The sequence below is a fragment of the Arthrobacter sp. GMC3 genome, assembly GCF_002929305.1.
Lineage (GTDB): Bacteria > Actinomycetota > Actinomycetes > Actinomycetales > Micrococcaceae > Specibacter.
On record NZ_PJIO01000006.1, the window covers coordinates 91,870 to 108,275 of the forward strand.

Below are 16,406 nucleotides of genomic sequence, written 5' to 3' on the forward strand. Positions count from 1 at the left end.
CATCCGCCGCCATAACAAAGAGGGAGGCGGTCACGGGCTCATATAGAGCTGGTGACCGCCTCCCTCCTTGTTGTGGCTCAAGCGACTATGGCGTCAGGTACAGCTTTCGAAGTGGTTCGTCCACGACCCAGCTGGTGTTCATGCCCTCGCTGAGGTGGCACACCGTTCCCGGCTCTAGCCGCAGGACAGCGGCCTGGAAGCCGTTGGCGGCATGAATCTGCACGGTGGCAGAGCCGCTGAGGACCACGAAGAGCTCCTCAGCCTCAACGTCACTCATGGAGCCGACGCTCATTTCCCACAAGCCGTATTCGACCCCAAAGATGTGCCCCAGCGTCGTGGCCGCTGTTGTCGGGGCACCGGCGAGAACCTGATGGGCCGTCACGGATTCATGCTCCAACTCCACCGCGGGCGCGTTGACGGTGCGCGGCGTGTCCACCGTCGACTCCTGAGGCTGAAGGCCGCTCACGAGTCAAAGCCCATACCGACGGCGTCCATGGTCTTCAAGAACAGGCCACGCTCACCCTCGCGCCGGTCCGCCCGGGCCAGTGCCGCGGTCATGAGCTGAACGCCGATCCAGGCCGCAGGTTCCGGAGGGAAGGGCAGCGGCTTCTTGCGTACCATTTCAAGCTCGGTAATTTCATTCTTGGTCCCGCTCAGCAGGTCCAACATGACGCGCCCGCCGAAGCGTGAAGCGCCAACCCCCAAGCCGGTGAACCCCGCACAGTAGGCAACCTTGCCGTCGTAGGCCAGGTCAAAAAAGGAGAAAAAGCGGCTGCACGTGTCAATCGCCCCTCCCCAGGCATGGGAAAAGGCCAGCCCTTCCAACTGCGGGAAGGTGGCAAAGAAATGGGCAGCCAGCTTCGTGTAGGTGCCCTCGCGGTTGTAGTGGTCCGGGTTGACCTTGCCACCAAAGTGGTAGACGGCGTCGTAGCCGCCGTAAAGAATCCGCCAGCCACCGTTCTCGTCAATGATGGGGCGTGAGTAGTGGAAGCGGTTGTTGAGGTCCGTAAGACCGTGCGGGGTGGCCCAACCGATGGCGGCGCGCTGCTCCTCGCTGAGCGGCTCCGTCACCAAAACGTAGTCATAGACCGGAACCGTCATCAGCGCATGGCGTTTGAGCAGCGACGGGAAAACGTTGGTCGCCAAGGCGACCTTAGCGGCGAAGACCTTGCCCTCGGGCGTTTCAACCACCATTTTGCCGTTGGCCTCGGTCAGGCTTGTCGCCTTGGACTGCTCAAAGATGCGCACCCCCAGCTTGAGGCAGGCAGCAAACAGGCCCCACGCCAGCTTGGCCGGGTTGACCAGAACGGTGTCTTCCTTACTCCACAAACCGGAAATGAACGCCTCGGACTTGATCATCGAATCTAGGTGCTCTGTGTCAAAGTACTCCTTGTTCTCCTCCGTGCCCTCCTCACGCAGCCAGGCATCCTGATGCCTTTCTGTGGCGACGGCTAGGGTTCCCTCTTCGAGCAGATCGCAGTCAATGTCGTAACGCTTGATAGTTTCAACAAGCTCGGCCAGGTTTTCAAGACCCAGTTCCGTCAGGCGCGCGTTTTCCTTGGGTAGGTGTTGCTCGCCGTTGGACTCACCATGAACCAGGCTCGCCTCGCAGAATCCGCCATTACGCCCCGAGGCTTCGGAGGCAATCCACCCCGCCTCCAACAGCACCACATCCCGCTCCGGATCCCGTTCCTTTGCCTGCAGGGCGGTCCACAATCCGGTGTAACCGCCACCGACCACCAGAAGATCGGTGCTGGTCTCCCCACGCAACGGTGGGAGGGGTGCGGGACGAAGGGGGGAATCCAGCCAGTAGACGGCGCGCTTGGTGTTGCGCAGCGATTGCGCACAAAGTGCCGGGTCAACGGTCTTTTCGGCATTCTCAAAGAATGTCGGCGTCGTTGTGGGCATGATCTTATCTCTCCATATAAAGATGTTCTTCGGCCGACACCAGATACCCGTCAAGTGGATTCTGGTGCCCGTTCCAGGTCAAGAGGGTGATTCGGCGAGAATCACTACACGTCTCATGAAATTACATATTCATAAAAAAGTCAACGATGTTGACTACGGTGATGTCGTTGGCGCATTCACCGAGGAAACTTCCCCTCTTCCGACGTGGGAGCATGAGTGCATGGCTAATTCCACCACGGGAGACTCGACCCTGGACAGACTTGTCCGCGTCTTGAGCGCTTTTGATGCGCACGCCCCGTCCATGAGCGTCGGTGCGCTTGCCTCAGCGGCACAGCTTCCCGTGGCGACCACTTACCGATTGGTAAACCAACTGATTGGGCACGATTTCCTGCGCAAAGACCCCTCGGGAAACGTTCGCTTGGGCTTGGGCTTGTGGGAAGTCGCCAGCAGAAGCTCATCGGCACCCGATCTGAGGGAGGCGGCGAAGCCTTTCATGGAGGACATTCAGGCCGTTGTCGCCCAACACACCCAGCTCGCGGTGCTCCGGGACGACGAGGTGTTGTTTATCGAACGGCTCTCCAGCCGAGAGTCAGTGGTCAATCAGGCGCGCATTGCCGGCCGTCTCCCCGCTCACCGGACCTCAGTCGGCGTCGTGCTCCTGGCCTTCTCCCCGCCCCACGTCCAGGAGGCATACTTCGCCGACCATCCACAGACGCTCCCGCCGGACGGCACCGGAGGAGGCGAGCTGAGAAAGGTCCTGGCCCAGGCCAGAGCGCAGGGCTATACGGCCTTGGACGGCCTCATTGATGAGGAGACAACGGGCATAGCAGTTCCCGTTCTTGGGCGCGGTGCCACGGCCGTTGCGGCCCTGGGCATCGTGGTTCCCCGGCAGGACGGCAATGTCCATACATTTCTTCCAGTCCTGATGACCGGGGCGCGCGGAATTGCCCGCGCCATGGGGAGCACACCGCTCTAAATCCACCACCTTTTCTCATTGAATGAGAACGCCTATGTGGTGTGGCCGCAGGCGATGACAGAGTTGAGCGCAGTTCGCATCACACTCGTCAAAGGAGACACCGTCATGAACGCCGAGGTACGGATCATCACCACGCAAGTGGGAATTGTTGGCGGCGGCCCCGCCGGGCTCATGCTCTCCCATCTGCTCTCCCGTGCAGGTATTGAGAACATTGTGATCGAGACCCGGGATCACGAGACTATTCGCAACACCCACCGCGCTGGCATCTTGGAGGCCGGGACGGTGCGGATGCTCTCCGAAACAGGCGTTGACGGCCGTGTCCTGACCGAAGGACACAGGCACGACGGCGTTGACCTGCGCTTCAACGGCACCAGCCATCGCCTGGACTTCCAAGATCTGGTGGGCGAATCGGTATGGCTGTACGGGCAAACCGAAATCTTCGTTGATCTGGCAGCAGCCCGCAAGCGCGATGGCGGCGATGTGCGCTTCTCCGTGACGGACACCGAAGTTGCCGACCTAGAGACCGATGTTCCCAAGATCCGTTTCACGGACGCCAATGGGCAACGGTTTGAAATTCGTCCGGACATCGTTGCCGGCACCGACGGTTCCAAGGGCATCTGCAAACATGCCATCCCCAAGGAAAAACGCACCGACAACTTCATCGCCTACCCCTTCGCCTGGTTCGGCATTCTCACCGAGGCCCCGGCCAGCGCACCTGAACTGATTTACGCCCAGTCCGAACACGGTTTCGCCCTGATCAGCCAGCGCAACGAGCATCTCCAGCGCATGTACTTCCAGTGCGATCCCGAAGAGAACCCCGACGACTGGTCAGATGACCAGATTTGGGCTGAACTTCAGCGCCGCGTGGACGGACCCGACGGCCTAACACTCAAGCGCGGGCCCATCACGGAAAAGATGGTCCTGCCCTTCAGGTCCTACGTGTGTGAGCCCATGCGCCACGGCAACATGTTTCTGGCCGGGGATGCCGGCCACACCGTCCCACCCACGGGCGCAAAGGGCCTGAACCTGGCTTTCGCCGACGTGCAGGTCCTTTTTGACGCCATCGAAGCGCACTACGCCACAGGCTCCGATGAACTCCTGGACGGCTACAGCGAAAAGGTCCTGGACCGAGTGTGGAAAGCCCAGAACTTCTCGTACTGGATCACCACCATGCTGCACAGTCGGCAAGACCAAAGCACCTTCGAGCGCAAGCGCATCCAGGGCGAACTGAACAACATTGTCAGCTCCCGCTTCGGCCAGCAGTACTTTGCCGAGGCGTACACCGGCTGGCCGTCAGCCTGACGGTTAACTCCAGCGCGCGGCAGCTCCCGGTAGTCTGAAGGGATTATTGGGAGCTCGTTTGCATTCCAGACCAGCTCACCCAACGACTTCAACCGGAAGCGGCCGACGTGAAATACACTCATCTTCGTGACCTGAGAGTCTCCGTGATCGGGCTCGGATGCATGGGCATGTCCCACATCTACACCGGCCGCGACCAGAGCGAAAAGGATTCGATTCGAACCATCCATCGCGCCATGGAACTGGGTGTCACCCACTTTGACAGTGCCGAAATTTATGGGCCCTTCAAGAATGAGGTGCTGCTGGGCAAGGCCATCAAGGGACGCCGCGAGGACGTGGTGCTCACGTCCAAGTTCGGCATGATCTCCCACGTGGGAAATCCTGGACCGTTGGACAGCTCGGCGGCGAACATCCGCGCCGCCGTCGAGGGATCCCTGACGCGCCTGGACACCGACTACATCGACCTTTACTACCAGCACCGGGTGGATCCGGCAGTCCCCATTGAGGACGTCATGGGGACCCTGGGCGAACTCATCGACGAAGGCAAAATTCGTCACATAGGCCTCTCGGAGGCCGGACCTGACACCATTCGCCGCGCCAACGCCGTACACCCCATCACGGCCTTGCAGTCGGAGTACTCCCTGTGGACGCGCGACGGCGACGACGGCACCCTTGATCTGCTCAAGGAACTCGGGATCGGCTTTGTGCCCTACTCCCCTCTTGGCCGGGGACTGCTCACCGGCACGCTGCGTTCCCTTGACCAGCTCGACGCCGACGACTGGCGGCGCTCCAATCCCCGCTTCGCAGGTGACGCGCTGGGGCAAAACCTTGTGCGCCTGGCGGAAGTGGAAAACATCGCCGAGGAAGCAGGCGCAACCCCGGCCCAGGTAGCGCTAGCCTGGCTGCTGGCCAAGGGGCCGAACTACTCCCCCATTCCGGGCACCATCCGCATCTCCCACCTTGAAGAAGACCTGGACTCTGTCAATGTGATGCTCACCCCGGAACAGCTTCTGGCCCTGGACAACCTCCCCGCCCCGGTGGGCGACCACCACACAGCCGCCCAGGCAAAATCCTTCGATCGCAAGAACACCCTCACATCACCAGCGGGAGAGTAGCAACATGTCTACGCACACCACGATTGCCGCCATTTGCCACGGCGAAGCGGGGACACGAATCACCGCTGCCCTGCTGGCCGCCGGCTACGACGTCACGGTCATTGACCCGATGGCGAGCAAGAACAATGCGGCACCCCTGGGTGAGGGTCAGGCGGAGGCCGTGGCAGGTGCCGATGTGGTGCTTTCACTGAATTCCCGCACGCACTCCTTGCGGCTCGCCGAGCAGATTGCGCCGCTGCTCAAGGAGGGTGCTGTTTTTGCCGACGCAAACAGCGGCACACCCGGCATGAAAAGAAGACTCGCGGAACTCTTTCCACCGGGCGCCTTCGCCGATGTGGCTGTCCTGGCGCCCGTACCCGGGGCGGCGCAGGAGCTCTCCCTGGCCGCCTCCGGGTCAGGAGCCGGCAAACTGATGGGGCTCCTCGAGCCGTCCGGACTAGCCCTGGACTACGTCTCCGACGTTCCAGGTGAGGCCGCCGCCCGCGAAATCGTGCGCAGCCTTTTGCACAAGTCGATGGCCGCCGCGATCATCGACAGCCTGTGGGCAGCGCAAAGCCTGGGTTTGCAGGATTGGGCGTTCGACGAGGTCCTGGAGCAGTTCAACGCCAGTTCAGCCGAAACAGCCAAGAGCCTTCTCCTTGATTCCGCCCAAAACTTCAAGCGTCGTCAAATGGAATTGCTCGAAGTTGCCGAGGCGCTGCGGGACACCGACTATGAAAGCACCATGACCGCCCCCATCGATTTCACCTACGGGAGCCTGATGCACGGGAAGAAGATCCCGTTCAGCAAGCTCCCGCAGGGGCGGCGTTCTTAGTAGTCCAGCTGGCTGGCCAGTGCGTCGAGCACGATGTAACACGGCAGGACCTGGGCCACGCTGGAGTTCGGCTCACGTCCTTCTCTGATCGCGGCAATGAATTCACGGTCCTGAAGCTCGATCCCGTTCATGGATACGGCCACCTGCGAGACGTCGATCTGCTCCTCAGCCCCGGTGAACAGGTCGTCGTAGCGGGCAATGTAGGTGCCGGTATCGCCGATATAGCGGAAGAAGCTGCCGAACGGGCCATCGTTGTTGAACGACAGTGACAGCGTGCAGATCTTGCCGTTTTCGGTCTTGAGCTGAATGGACATGTCCATCGCGATGCCAAGCTCGGGATGCTTAGGGCCCTGAATGGCATGGGCCTGCACAACCTTTTCCCCGGTCTGGTACTGGAACAAATCCACCGTGTGGGCGGCGTGGTGCCACAGCAGGTGGTCGGTCCAGGAGCGGGGCGCACCCAGCGCATTCGTGTTGGTGCGGCGGAAGAAGTAGGTCTGCACATCCATCTGCGAAATGGCGAACTCGCCTGCCGTGATCTTGTCATGCACGTACTGGTGTGAGGGGTTGAACCGGCGGGTGTGCCCGGCCATCGCGATCAGCCCCGTCTCCTGCTGCACATCGACAATCTCCTGCACACCAGCCAGCGAGTCCCCCATGGGGATCTCCACCATGACATGCTTGCCGGCGCGTAGAGCCTGCAAGGTTTGCGCGTGATGCATGTGGGTCGGGGTGGCGAGGATGACGCCGTCGAGGTCTTCTTGGGCCAGAAGTTCGGCGTAGTCGGTGAATGCCGCCTTGGCACCGTACTTGGCCGCAACCTCCTGGGCCACTTCCATGCGGCTGTGGGCAACGTACTGGATTTTCGCGTCGGCAATCGCTGCGATGGCGTCCAGGTGTTTGTGGCCGAAGGCACCGAGGCCGACGACGGCGAGATTGACGGTCATGAAGTCTCCTGGGGGGGTGAGGATGAGGTGGCCTACTGACGTGTTCGACGCCGGCACATGGTTGAAACGGTAAACCTCGTCGACTTTATCCCCCAGTGCGCCGCGCATGATCAGCCACATGATCAGCTCCACTCCTTCGGAGCCGGCCTCGCGCATGTACTCGAGGTGGGGCTTGTACTGAAGGACCTCGGGTTCGTTGATGAGGTCATCCATGAACTGCTTGTCCCACGGTAGGTTGATCAGGCCGGCGCGGGCGCCCTGGATCTGGTGGCTCATGCCGCCTGTCCCCCAGACTTGCACGTCAAGGTCCTCATCGAAGGCCTCGACGGCGCGGCGGATGGCCTTGCCGATGGCGAGGCAGCGCTCACCGGAGGGCTGCGGGTACATGACCACGTTCACGGCAAGGGGGATGACCTTGCTGGGCCATTTCTCGGGGGAACCATACATGAGCGAGAGCGGGACTGTCAGGCCATGGTCCACCTCGAGGACGTTCAGTACAGTCATGTCGAAATCGTCCAGGATGAGTGAGGCGGCCAGATGGGTGGCAAGCTCGGGGCAGCCCTGGACATCGGGGATGGGACGGGGCCCGTACCCCTCATCGCAGATCCCGTAGGACTCGGCCACGCCCATGGCGAACGTCGGCATGATTTCCATGCCGAAGTAGGAGGCGTGGTCGTTGTAGACGATGATCGCCACGTCGGGGGCGTTCTCTTTCATCCAGTTCTTGGAGAACTCATACCCGTCGAACATGGGTTTCCAATAGTCTTCGTTGGTGCGGCCCATGTCGATGGCCGCGCCCACGGCGGGTATGTGGGATGTTGCCACTCCGGCGCTGATGCGTGCCATTATGCTTCGCCTCGTTCCTTCTTTGAGCGCCAGCCCTCAATGTTGCGGCCACCGGCCAGCATCATTTCCTGATACTGGGCCAAGTTCATGTCGGTCATGGTGCTCACGGCCTGCACGTAGGACAGGCCGTCGGAAGCAAAAATTTTGGAGAGGAAATAGACGTTGCCGCCGGTGTCCAGCATCTGCTGGAAATTGCGCGTCAGCACGGCCTGCTTCTGCTCCGGTGTCATGTCCCATTCATCGAGGTACGCGGCCTCATCGCCGAGGAAGCGCTTGCGGTTCGCTTCGGTGCGCAGGCTCATGCAGAACTGATTGAGCGCGAAACCCTTTTGCGCCTGCTGGATGGTGAAGATGGTGGTGCCTGGAATGTCGTCAAACTGTTCAAAGTCCGGTTTCATGATCAGCTCCAATAGAGGTTGTTGGGATTGTTCACAAGCAATTTCTGTTGCAGGGTTGTGCTCGTTGCAATGGAGGGTACGTAGTCCACGAGGACGCCGTCATCGGGCATCTCCTTCTTCATGTTGGGGTGCGGCCAATCCGTTCCCCAGAGCACCCGGTCGGAGAACTCTTCAACGATCGCCCGGGCGAACGGGACCACGTCGGCGTAGAGGGGTGCCCCGCTGATGCTCAGGCGGTCAGGGCAGCTGACCTTGCACCACACGGTGGGGTTTTCCCGCATGAAACGCTGCAATAGCGCAAAGTCGGCGTTGCCCAGCGGCTTGCCGACGTCGGGGCGACCCATATGGTCGATGGCGATGGGGATGCTCAATGAGGTGAAGAAGTCCCACTTTTCCCGCAAGTCGGCCGGCTCGAAGTAGAGCACCACATGCCAGCCCAACGGCCGGATTTTCTCGATGATGGCCCGATAGTAGTCGTCGGGTTGGGGGTCCACCAGGCGTTTTACGTAGTTGAAGCGCACACCGCGAACGCCCAGCTCGTGCATGCGGGCCAGCTCATACTCGGTGACGTCCGGCTTCACCGTCACCACGCCGCGGGCCGTGTCACCCGAGTGCGCCAAAACGTCGAGCAGGGCCGAATTGTCGGCGCCGTGGCAGGTGGCCTGGACCACCACGCTCTTTTCGATGCCCAGGTAATCGCGGAGGGCGAAGAGTTGCTCGCGGCTGGCATCGCACGGGGTGTATTTGCGTTCCGGCGCGAACGGAAAGATCTCGCCGGGGCCGAATACGTGGCAGTGTGCGTCGACTGCGCCCGCCGGCACCTTGAAGGCGGGCTTGGTGGGGTTTGCCCGCCAGTCCAACCAGTCGGCATCCTTCACGAAATTCTGAACTGTCATAGCCCTTGCTCCCGTAGTTTCTCATCGAGCCGCGGGAAAACCCGGCGGGCGTTCCCGGCGAAGATTCCTTCGCGTTCCGCAGCCGTTACGTCGGCGGCATCGATGTAGCGTTTCGTGTCATCGAAGTACTGCCCGGTCTGCGGATCGATCCCGCGCACGGCTCCGATCATCTCCGAACCGAACAGGATGTTCTTGTTCGCGATCACGTCCACCAGCAAGTCAATGCCGGGCTGGTGATAGACGCAGCTGTCGAAGAACACATTGTTCATCAGGTGGGTGTCCAGGCTTGGCTGCTTGAGCATATCCGCCAAGCCACGGTAGCGGCCCCAATGGTACGGAACCGCCCCACCGCCATGCGGGATAATCAGGCGCAGTGTGGGGAAATCCTTGAAGAGGTCGCCCTGGAGCAGCTGCATGAACGCGGTGGTGTCCGCGTTCATGTAGTGCGCCCCGGTGGCGTGGAAGTTCGGGTTGCACGACGCCGAGACGTGGACCATGGCGGGCACGTCCAGTTCCACGAGCTTCTCGTAGAGCGGGTACCAGAACTTGTCCGTGAGCGGAACCGTCTCCCACTTGCCGCCGCTGGGGTCGGGATTGAGGTTGGCGCCAATGAATCCGAGTTCGGTGACGGCCCGCTGAAGTTCCTTGATGGATTCGCCCAGGTCGGCGCCGGGCGACTGGGGTAGCTGGCAAACTCCCACGAACGTCTCCGGGAACAGCTCAACCACACGTTTGATCAGGTTGTTGCAGGCGATGCTCCACTCGAGGCTGATGCGCTGATCGCCTTCATGGTGGCCCATGGCCGATGCGCGGGGCGAGAAGATGGTCAGATCGGTGCCGCGTTCGGTGATCAGCTTGAGCTGGTTGGCCTCAATGCTTTGGCGGATGATCGAGTCCGTGATCTCCGGGTAGGCGGGCGTTGGCTCTCCTGCGTTGAACGCAGCCAGCTGGTCGATGCGCCACTGATTGTGAAGCTCAGGGGCGGTGGTGTAGTGGCCATGGCAATCGATGATCATTTGCTCTCCCAAGCGGATCGGGGGACGTAGACGGAGCCGCTCATCAAGAGTCGAGCGGTACGAAGAAGTGCGGATTTGAGTACCACCGGCGCTCCGGAGGAGTTGTCCATTTCCATCTGTACGGTGAAGAAGCCGCTGGGGTGTTCCACCGCGACTTCGAGGTTCTCCCCTGCCCCGTGGACTCCGGCGATCTGGGCCGCCACGCTGCCCTCGAGCGTGCAGGCGGTCGCCACCGAGACGGCACCGAGAACGCCAATCGACTCATGGACACGGTGCGGGATGAAGGTGCGGGTGCTGAGAAGTCCACCGTTGCGGGCGGGGGCAAGCAGGCTCATCTTGGGGACCGTCTTAGTGGTGACGTCGCCCAAGTTCATCAAGGTGCCCGCTTGCAGGCGGATCTCCTCGACGCGGGCCTTCAGCTCCGTGTTGGCCTCGAGCTCGGCTGGGGATTCGTAGCCGGTGACGCCAAAGTCGGCCGCATCCAGGCACACCACGGGCATACCGTTGTCGATGCAGGTCACGCGAACCCCGTTGACGACATCGACGACGTTGCCCGTGGGCAGCAACGCCCCACAGCTTGAGCCGGCAACATCCTCAAAGTTGATGATGATCGGGGCATGGGTGCCTGGCACGCCGTCAATCCGGGCATCGCCGGCATACTCGACCAAGCCGCCGGGCGTCAGGACCTCGACCGTCGCCTTCGAGTTGGTGTTGACCATGTAGATTGCCACGGCCGTGACGCCGTCGTGCGCCGCCACCAGGCCCTTCTCGATGGCGAAGGGGGCGACACCGGCGAGGATATTTCCACAGTTTTGTGAATCGCTCACCTCCGCACGGTCGGGCCAGACCTGCAGGAACAGGTAGTCGACGTCGATTCCGGGGCGCTGCGAGGCGCTGACCACGGCGACCTTGGAGGTCAGCGGGTGCCCGCCGCCCATGCCGTCGATCTCCCGCGGGTCCGGTGAACCCATGGCCGCGAGCAGGAACTTATCGCGTACCGCCCGTTCGGCGGGCAGCTCATCCGCGAGGAAGTAGAGCCCCTTGGACGTGCCGCCACGCATCACGGTGCACGGCACGGAGGCCTGGCTGCTGCTCATTCCTTGTACTCCTCGTAAACCAAGCCCTTGGCAGCCAGGGCTTCTCGCATGTTGTAAATGTCCAGGCCCAACTCGCCGGCAGCCAGGCGCGCGCGTTTCGCCGTCTCGTTGGCTTCGCGTTCCAGGCCCTTGACGAGGACTGCGGCCGCGTCTTCACGGCGCACCACCACCACGCCGTCGACGTCGGCAATCACCACGTCGCCCGGCCGGACATGCTGGTTCGCGATCACGATGGGGGTCTGCACGTTGGTGGGCGTCCCCTTGACCGTGCCTTGGGCAAAGATGCTCTTCGACCAGACGGGGAAGCCCATTTCGGTGAGGGTCGCGACGTCGCGCACCCCGGCATCGATCACCAGGCCGCGCACGCCGTGGGCCATCAGGCTCTCGGCCAACAGGTCGCCGAGGAAGCCGTCGTCGCAGGGACTCGTCGGGGTGACAACGAGGATGTCCCCAGGCTTGGCTTGTTCAACTGCCACGTGGATCATCCAATTGTCACCGGGCGAGACCTCGCAGGTGAGGGCGTTGCCGGCAATCTTCGCGGGGAAAATGGGGCGCAGGCGCCGATCAAGCAAGCCGATCCGGCCCTGTGCCTCGTGAACTGTGGCGACACCCAAGCCGGCCAAGCCGTCGACAATGTCCAGCTCGGTGCGGGGGGTGCCTGTTACTACTCGCGCCATGATTCTCCTTTGAATTCTCGCGCAGTGCGCGTTGCTTCAAGAGAACTCCATCGGGCGCCGGCGCATCAAAGCCATTTCCGGATACCGGAAGACAACCCTGAAACCGGCCGGGAAGCGGCGGCCGTGCGTTCAGTGCAGCCGCGAGGCCACACCAAGCCCTGAGTCAAGCAGCTTCTTGGAGAGTGCGGCGGCCGTCACCTGCAACACGGGGACCATCCGCTGGGGTTCGGTCGTGGTACTGGTCAGGACGACCCCGAATGCGGCAATGACCTGTCCCGCCTTGCCACGCACGGGCACGGCCACGGAAACCGATCCATCGACCAACTCCCCGTAGGTGATGGCAAAGCCGTGCGACTTAATCTTGCGGAGCTGTTCGGCAAGTGTCGCCGTGTCGGTGATGGTCTGTTCGGTGTAGCGATCCAAGGTGGTGAGCGTCGCCTCCTGCAGTTCCGCACCGCCATAGGCCAGCAGCACCTTGCCGACGCCGGTGGCATGCAGGGGCAGCCGGGTGCCAGGTTTGCTGAGCACCGAAATCGTTCGCGAGCCGGCGATGCGATCGACAATGAGGCAACGCAGCCCGTCAAGTACACCGAGCTGCACGGCATCGTTGCCGAGCCCGAAGACGTCCTCCATGTACGGCAGTGCCACTTCTCGCAGCTCGGCGTGCACGGAGGCGAGCATGCCCAGTGCCCAGATCTTCCGCCCGATCTCGTAGTCGCCGTCGGCCCCCTGACCAGGGCGGACTGCTCTTCCAAATCGCGGACGAGCCGGTGCGTGGTGGTCAGGGGCAGCCCGGCCCGCCGCGCAATGGCGGACAGCGACTGGCGACGGTTCTTGGTGCTGAAGGTGTCCAACACCGCGAAGGCACGTCCGGTCACGGATCGGGTCACTGGTGTCTTGTCCATGGTTGCAATTCTCCCATTGCTCAATCGAAGCACCGGCGGCCCCTTGCCGGGCGGATCCCTTAGTTCGGGAATTGCAAGCGTAAGTCAGTCTTGCGAATTTTTCCGCTCGCCGTACGGGGCATCTCGCCAACAAAAACCACCTGCTTGGGGATCTTGTACCGGGCCAGCCGGCCGTCCAAGTGTTCCCGAAGCTGCGCTTCTGTTAGTTCAGCCCCGGGGTGGAGGGTCACGATGGCCAGCGGAACTTCACCCCATTTCGCATCCGGGACCCCAATGACTGCCGCCCCGGCGACCTGCTCCAGTTCGGCTATCAGCTGTTCCACTTCCGCCGGGTAGATGTTCTCGCCGCCGGAAATGATCATGTCCTTCAAGCGGTCGGAGACAAACAGGAAGCCCTGTTCATCTAAGGACCCCAGGTCCCCCGATTTGAACCAGCCGCCGGTCTCAAACGCGGCTGCGCTGGCGTCCGGCAGATTCCAATACTGGCTAATCACGTTGGGCCCTGACACCTGAATTTCTCCCACCTCGCCCGGCAGCAGCGGCTCCCCCTCGGGTGAAGCTATCCGGACGCTTGTAAAGAAGTGGGCGACGCCGGATGAGCCGGCCTTGTCGCGGGACCGCCACGAAGGCAGCATGGTTGCACCAGGCGCCGTTTCGGTCATGCCGTAGCCGCTGGAGAAATTCAAGCCACGCTTTTCATAGGCCTCCAACACGCGCATCGGCACAGCCGACCCACCGCAGGTCAGCTTGTCGAGGGAGGAGATGTCGCTCGATTCCCAGCTCGGGTGTTCGCACAGCATCTGGAACGTGGTGGGGACGCCGTTCAGGGATGTCACCTTCAGTTCCTCGATGAGCCCCAGCGCCCGTCCCGGCTCGAAGCGGTGCTCCAACACCACTGTTGCTCCCTTGAGCAGCATGGGCAGCACGCCCATGTCCAGTGACGCAACATGGAACATGGGCGAAATGATCAGCGCTACATCGTGCCTGTTCAGGTCCGTGTCGGTGATGACGTTGATGGCGTTCCAGGTCAGGTTGCCGTGCGTGAGCAGGGCGCCTTTGGGCCGGCCCGTGGTGCCTGAGGTGTACAGGATCATGGCACCGTCCTCCAAGCCAACAGCAACGTCGGAGTGCTCGGGCGACGCCGCGGCGAGCACGTCGGCGAAGCACTCCACTGTTTCCGACCCTGCGGGCGTCGCCGCGGGCGAACCGTCCTGGACCACAATCCGGTGTTCGACGGCGGTGGCCCCGGACACGGCAGCCACGGCGAGCGAGTTCAGTGCCCCGGCATGGATGAGGACCTTAGCCCCACTGTCTTGGAGCTGGTAGCGAATTTCCGGTGCCGCCAGGCGAGTGTTGAGTGGGACGAAGATGGCCCCGAGCAGTCCGCAGGCAAAGAACGTACTCAAAAAGGCCGGGTCGTTCTCCCCTAGATAGGCAACGGTGTCGCCCTGGCCGATCCCACGTCCACGCAGTCCGTTCGCCAGACGATCGGAATCCTGCCCCAACTCGTCGTAGCTAAGCCTCTGAGTATCAGCAATGACGGCCGTGGACGTCCCCGATTTCATTCGGCGGCGTTGCAGCCATGACCCGACTCCATTGTTCAACATAGTCAAAACCTTTCCGGGGTCGACCCCCAAAACCTCGCTCTATTAGAGCGCAGTCAAATCATTGTTTTTGGGTTCACGGGTCAAGAGGATGAAGACAATGGAGACGATCGACAGGCCACCAAGGTACCAGATGACCGACCCGATGTCGTGGCCGGAACTCTTGAACAATGCCGCCACAATGGTTGGTGTAAAGCCAGCGCCCAGGAGGGTAGCCAGCTGGTAGCCCAGAGAGGCGCCGGTGTAGCGCGAGGTGGTGCCAAACTGCTCCGTCACGAAGGCCGCCATGGGGCCGAACAAGAACGAGTGCAAGATGAGCCCGCCCGTGAATGCCACGAAGATGAGCCACACATTGTTGGAGGAAAGCATGGCAAACATCGGTACCAGGTAGATGATGAACAGCACCAGACCGGCAACCATGACAGGCTTGCGGCCCAGCTTGTCCGAGAGACGCCCACCGATCAGGACAAAGGCGATCCCGATAGTAGAGGCGCCGGCAAAGGCATAAAGCACACCCTGCCGGGGCGCACCCAGTGACACCGCGTACGTGACGGCAAAGGTCGCCATGACTACCTGAAGGGCGAACCCGGCGGCACCTGCCAGCATGATGAAAATCAGCGGGCGCGGCTTCTTCAGCACCTGGATCAGCGGAATCCTCGGCTTCTTACCTTCGGCTTCTTCTTGGGCCACGGCGGCAGCGAAGATGGGACTCTCGGTAACCTTCAGCCGCACGAACATGCCCACAATCAGCAGCACAAAGGAGATCAGGAACGGGATCCTCCAGCCCCATGAAAGGAACTGATCGTTGGGCAGAGATGAGACAACACCCATGGCCAAGGTACCCAAGACTGCTCCGGTGGGTGCCCCGGCGTTCACGAAGGAGGCGGCAAAGCCGCGGCGCTTAGCGTCGGAATGTTCAAGTGCCATCAGCGCAGCACCGCCCCATTCGCCACCAACGGCGATACCCTGCACCACACGCAGAAGGATCAAAAGCACCGCGCCCCAGGGCCCAATGACGGAGCTGCCGGGCACAAGGCCAATCAATGTGGAAGCCACTCCCATCATCATCATGGAGACGATGAGCATTTTCTTGCGCCCAATCCTGTCACCGAAGTGACCAAAGATGATTCCGCCCAGCGGCCGGGCAAGGTAACCGGCAGCGAAGGTGCCGTAGGAGGCCACCACACCCACCCAGTCGTCCATGCCTGTAAAGAAGACCTTGGGGAACACCACCGCTGCGGCCGTGGCGTAGAGCAGAAAATCGTAGTACTCGATAGTGCTGCCCAAATAGCTGGAGGCGACGACGGTGCGTGCCTCTTTTCGCCGGAGGGCTGTTGGATCGCCAGTGTTCGTGGTGACGGGTGTGCTCATGGAACGTCCTTGTTCTCTGTGGTGAGTTCTGTGGAGACGCCGGCGTCTTTGCCGGCCCCGATTGTTAGCTGTAGAAGCGGGCCAGGAACTCGGCAACAACGGCCGGCCGCTCCTGACCTTCAATTTCGATGGTGTTGGCGACCTTGATCTGCACGCCGCCCTTGACCTCGCTCACTTCGGCGATGGTTGCCTGCAGGCGCACGCGGGAACCGACCTTGACCGGGGAGGTGAAGCGGACACGGTCAAGGCCGTAGTTGACCTTGGCGGAGGCGCCTTCGACGTCAAACAGCTCGCTCCACAAGGGGATGAGCAGGGACAAGGTGAGGAAGCCGTGGGCGATGGGCGCACCGAAGGGGCCGTCTTTGGCGCGTTCCGGGTCAACATGGATCCACTGGTGATCGGAGGTGGCATCGGCGAACAAGTTCACTTGTTCCTGGGTGATTTCGCGGTACTCGGAATAGCCAAGATCCGTTCCGGCAAGGGTCAGTACTTTATCGAAATCGACGACGAGATTGGGCATGGTTGCCTCCGTGGTTG

General features: G+C 61.8%; 16 protein-coding genes and 1 pseudogene. 4 read left to right on the top strand and 13 right to left on the bottom strand.

Going from position 1 to position 16,406, the window contains the following annotated elements; genetic code table 11:
• Nucleotides 1-85 precede the first annotated feature (85 nt).
• Together CXQ94_RS11610 and CXQ94_RS11615 are read right to left on the bottom strand one after the other, a co-directional pair.
• Nucleotides 86-466, bottom strand: a complete 381-nt coding sequence (locus tag CXQ94_RS11610; RefSeq protein WP_219817033.1) for a cupin domain-containing protein — start codon at nt 464-466, stop codon at nt 86-88.
• Nucleotides 463-1,908: an FAD-binding oxidoreductase gene (locus CXQ94_RS11615; protein ID WP_104090202.1), complete on the bottom strand. Its 1,446-nt coding sequence runs from the start codon at nt 1,906-1,908 to the stop codon at nt 463-465. The genes CXQ94_RS11610 and CXQ94_RS11615 overlap by 4 nt, the downstream gene beginning before the upstream one ends.
• Nucleotides 1,909-2,128: 220 nt before the next feature.
• Here CXQ94_RS11615 and CXQ94_RS11620 point away from each other — a divergent pair, with 220 nt between their 5' ends.
• The 4 genes from CXQ94_RS11620 to CXQ94_RS11635 all read left to right on the top strand — a co-directional run bounded on the left by CXQ94_RS11620 (nt 2,129) and on the right by CXQ94_RS11635 (nt 6,112).
• A complete protein-coding gene (locus CXQ94_RS11620; protein ID WP_104090593.1) occupies nt 2,129-2,884 on the top strand; it encodes an IclR family transcriptional regulator in 756 nt (251 codons plus the stop codon).
• A 105-nt stretch (nt 2,885-2,989) separates the two neighbouring features.
• Nucleotides 2,990-4,186, top strand: coding sequence for a 4-hydroxybenzoate 3-monooxygenase (locus CXQ94_RS11625; RefSeq protein WP_104090596.1), 1,197 nt, complete (start codon nt 2,990-2,992; stop codon nt 4,184-4,186).
• A 107-nt stretch (nt 4,187-4,293) separates the two neighbouring features.
• Nucleotides 4,294-5,298 carry an aldo/keto reductase gene (locus tag CXQ94_RS11630; RefSeq protein ID WP_104090205.1) on the top strand — a complete coding sequence of 335 codons (1,005 nt, stop codon included), beginning with the start codon at nt 4,294-4,296 and terminating at the stop codon, nt 5,296-5,298.
• Nucleotides 5,299-5,302: 4 nt separating this feature from the next.
• Entirely contained in the window at nt 5,303-6,112 is an 810-nt protein-coding gene (locus CXQ94_RS11635) for an NAD(P)-dependent oxidoreductase (RefSeq protein ID WP_104090207.1), read from the top strand.
• Here CXQ94_RS11635 and CXQ94_RS23045 read toward each other — a convergent pair.
• The 11 genes and pseudogenes from CXQ94_RS23045 to CXQ94_RS11690 all read right to left on the bottom strand — a co-directional run bounded on the left by CXQ94_RS23045 (nt 6,109) and on the right by CXQ94_RS11690 (nt 16,389).
• On the bottom strand, nt 6,109-7,905 hold the full coding sequence (locus CXQ94_RS23045; RefSeq protein ID WP_104090209.1) for a class III extradiol dioxygenase subunit beta: 1,797 nt from the start codon (nt 7,903-7,905) through the stop codon (nt 6,109-6,111). The two genes, CXQ94_RS11635 and CXQ94_RS23045, sit on opposite strands and share 4 nt — an antisense overlap.
• Entirely contained in the window at nt 7,905-8,303 is a 399-nt protein-coding gene (ligA, locus tag CXQ94_RS11645) for a protocatechuate 4,5-dioxygenase subunit alpha (RefSeq protein ID WP_104090212.1), read from the bottom strand. Before ligA ends, CXQ94_RS23045 begins: the two co-directional genes overlap by 1 nt.
• A gap of 2 nt (nt 8,304-8,305) precedes the next feature.
• The gene (locus CXQ94_RS11650) at nt 8,306-9,199 is read right to left on the bottom strand and encodes an amidohydrolase family protein (RefSeq protein ID WP_104090214.1); all 894 of its coding nucleotides are present in this window, start codon (nt 9,197-9,199) and stop codon (nt 8,306-8,308) included.
• Nucleotides 9,196-10,215 carry an amidohydrolase family protein gene (locus CXQ94_RS11655; RefSeq protein ID WP_104090217.1) on the bottom strand — a complete coding sequence of 340 codons (1,020 nt, stop codon included), beginning with the start codon at nt 10,213-10,215 and terminating at the stop codon, nt 9,196-9,198. Before CXQ94_RS11655 ends, CXQ94_RS11650 begins: the two co-directional genes overlap by 4 nt.
• The gene (locus CXQ94_RS11660; protein WP_104090220.1) at nt 10,212-11,312 is read right to left on the bottom strand and encodes a 4-oxalomesaconate tautomerase; all 1,101 of its coding nucleotides are present in this window, start codon (nt 11,310-11,312) and stop codon (nt 10,212-10,214) included. Before CXQ94_RS11660 ends, CXQ94_RS11655 begins: the two co-directional genes overlap by 4 nt.
• The gene (locus CXQ94_RS11665; protein WP_104090223.1) at nt 11,309-11,989 is read right to left on the bottom strand and encodes a 4-carboxy-4-hydroxy-2-oxoadipate aldolase/oxaloacetate decarboxylase; all 681 of its coding nucleotides are present in this window, start codon (nt 11,987-11,989) and stop codon (nt 11,309-11,311) included. The genes CXQ94_RS11660 and CXQ94_RS11665 overlap by 4 nt, the downstream gene beginning before the upstream one ends.
• A 129-nt stretch (nt 11,990-12,118) precedes the next feature.
• Nucleotides 12,119-12,670, bottom strand: coding sequence for an IclR family transcriptional regulator (locus CXQ94_RS11670; RefSeq protein WP_104090225.1), 552 nt, complete (start codon nt 12,668-12,670; stop codon nt 12,119-12,121).
• A gap of 59 nt (nt 12,671-12,729) precedes the next feature.
• Nucleotides 12,730-12,894, bottom strand: a pseudogene (locus tag CXQ94_RS23310) (helix-turn-helix domain-containing protein); the annotation flags it as partial.
• A 59-nt stretch (nt 12,895-12,953) separates the two neighbouring features.
• Nucleotides 12,954-14,501 carry a long-chain fatty acid--CoA ligase gene (locus tag CXQ94_RS11680; protein ID WP_104090227.1) on the bottom strand — a complete coding sequence of 516 codons (1,548 nt, stop codon included), beginning with the start codon at nt 14,499-14,501 and terminating at the stop codon, nt 12,954-12,956.
• A 42-nt stretch (nt 14,502-14,543) separates the two neighbouring features.
• Complete coding sequence (locus CXQ94_RS11685; RefSeq protein ID WP_104090229.1) at nt 14,544-15,869, bottom strand: MFS transporter; 1,326 nt, start codon at nt 15,867-15,869, stop codon at nt 14,544-14,546.
• Nucleotides 15,870-15,933: 64 nt separating this feature from the next.
• On the bottom strand, nt 15,934-16,389 hold the full coding sequence (locus tag CXQ94_RS11690) for a MaoC family dehydratase (protein ID WP_104090231.1): 456 nt from the start codon (nt 16,387-16,389) through the stop codon (nt 15,934-15,936).
• Between the last annotated feature and the right edge of the window lie 17 nt (nt 16,390-16,406).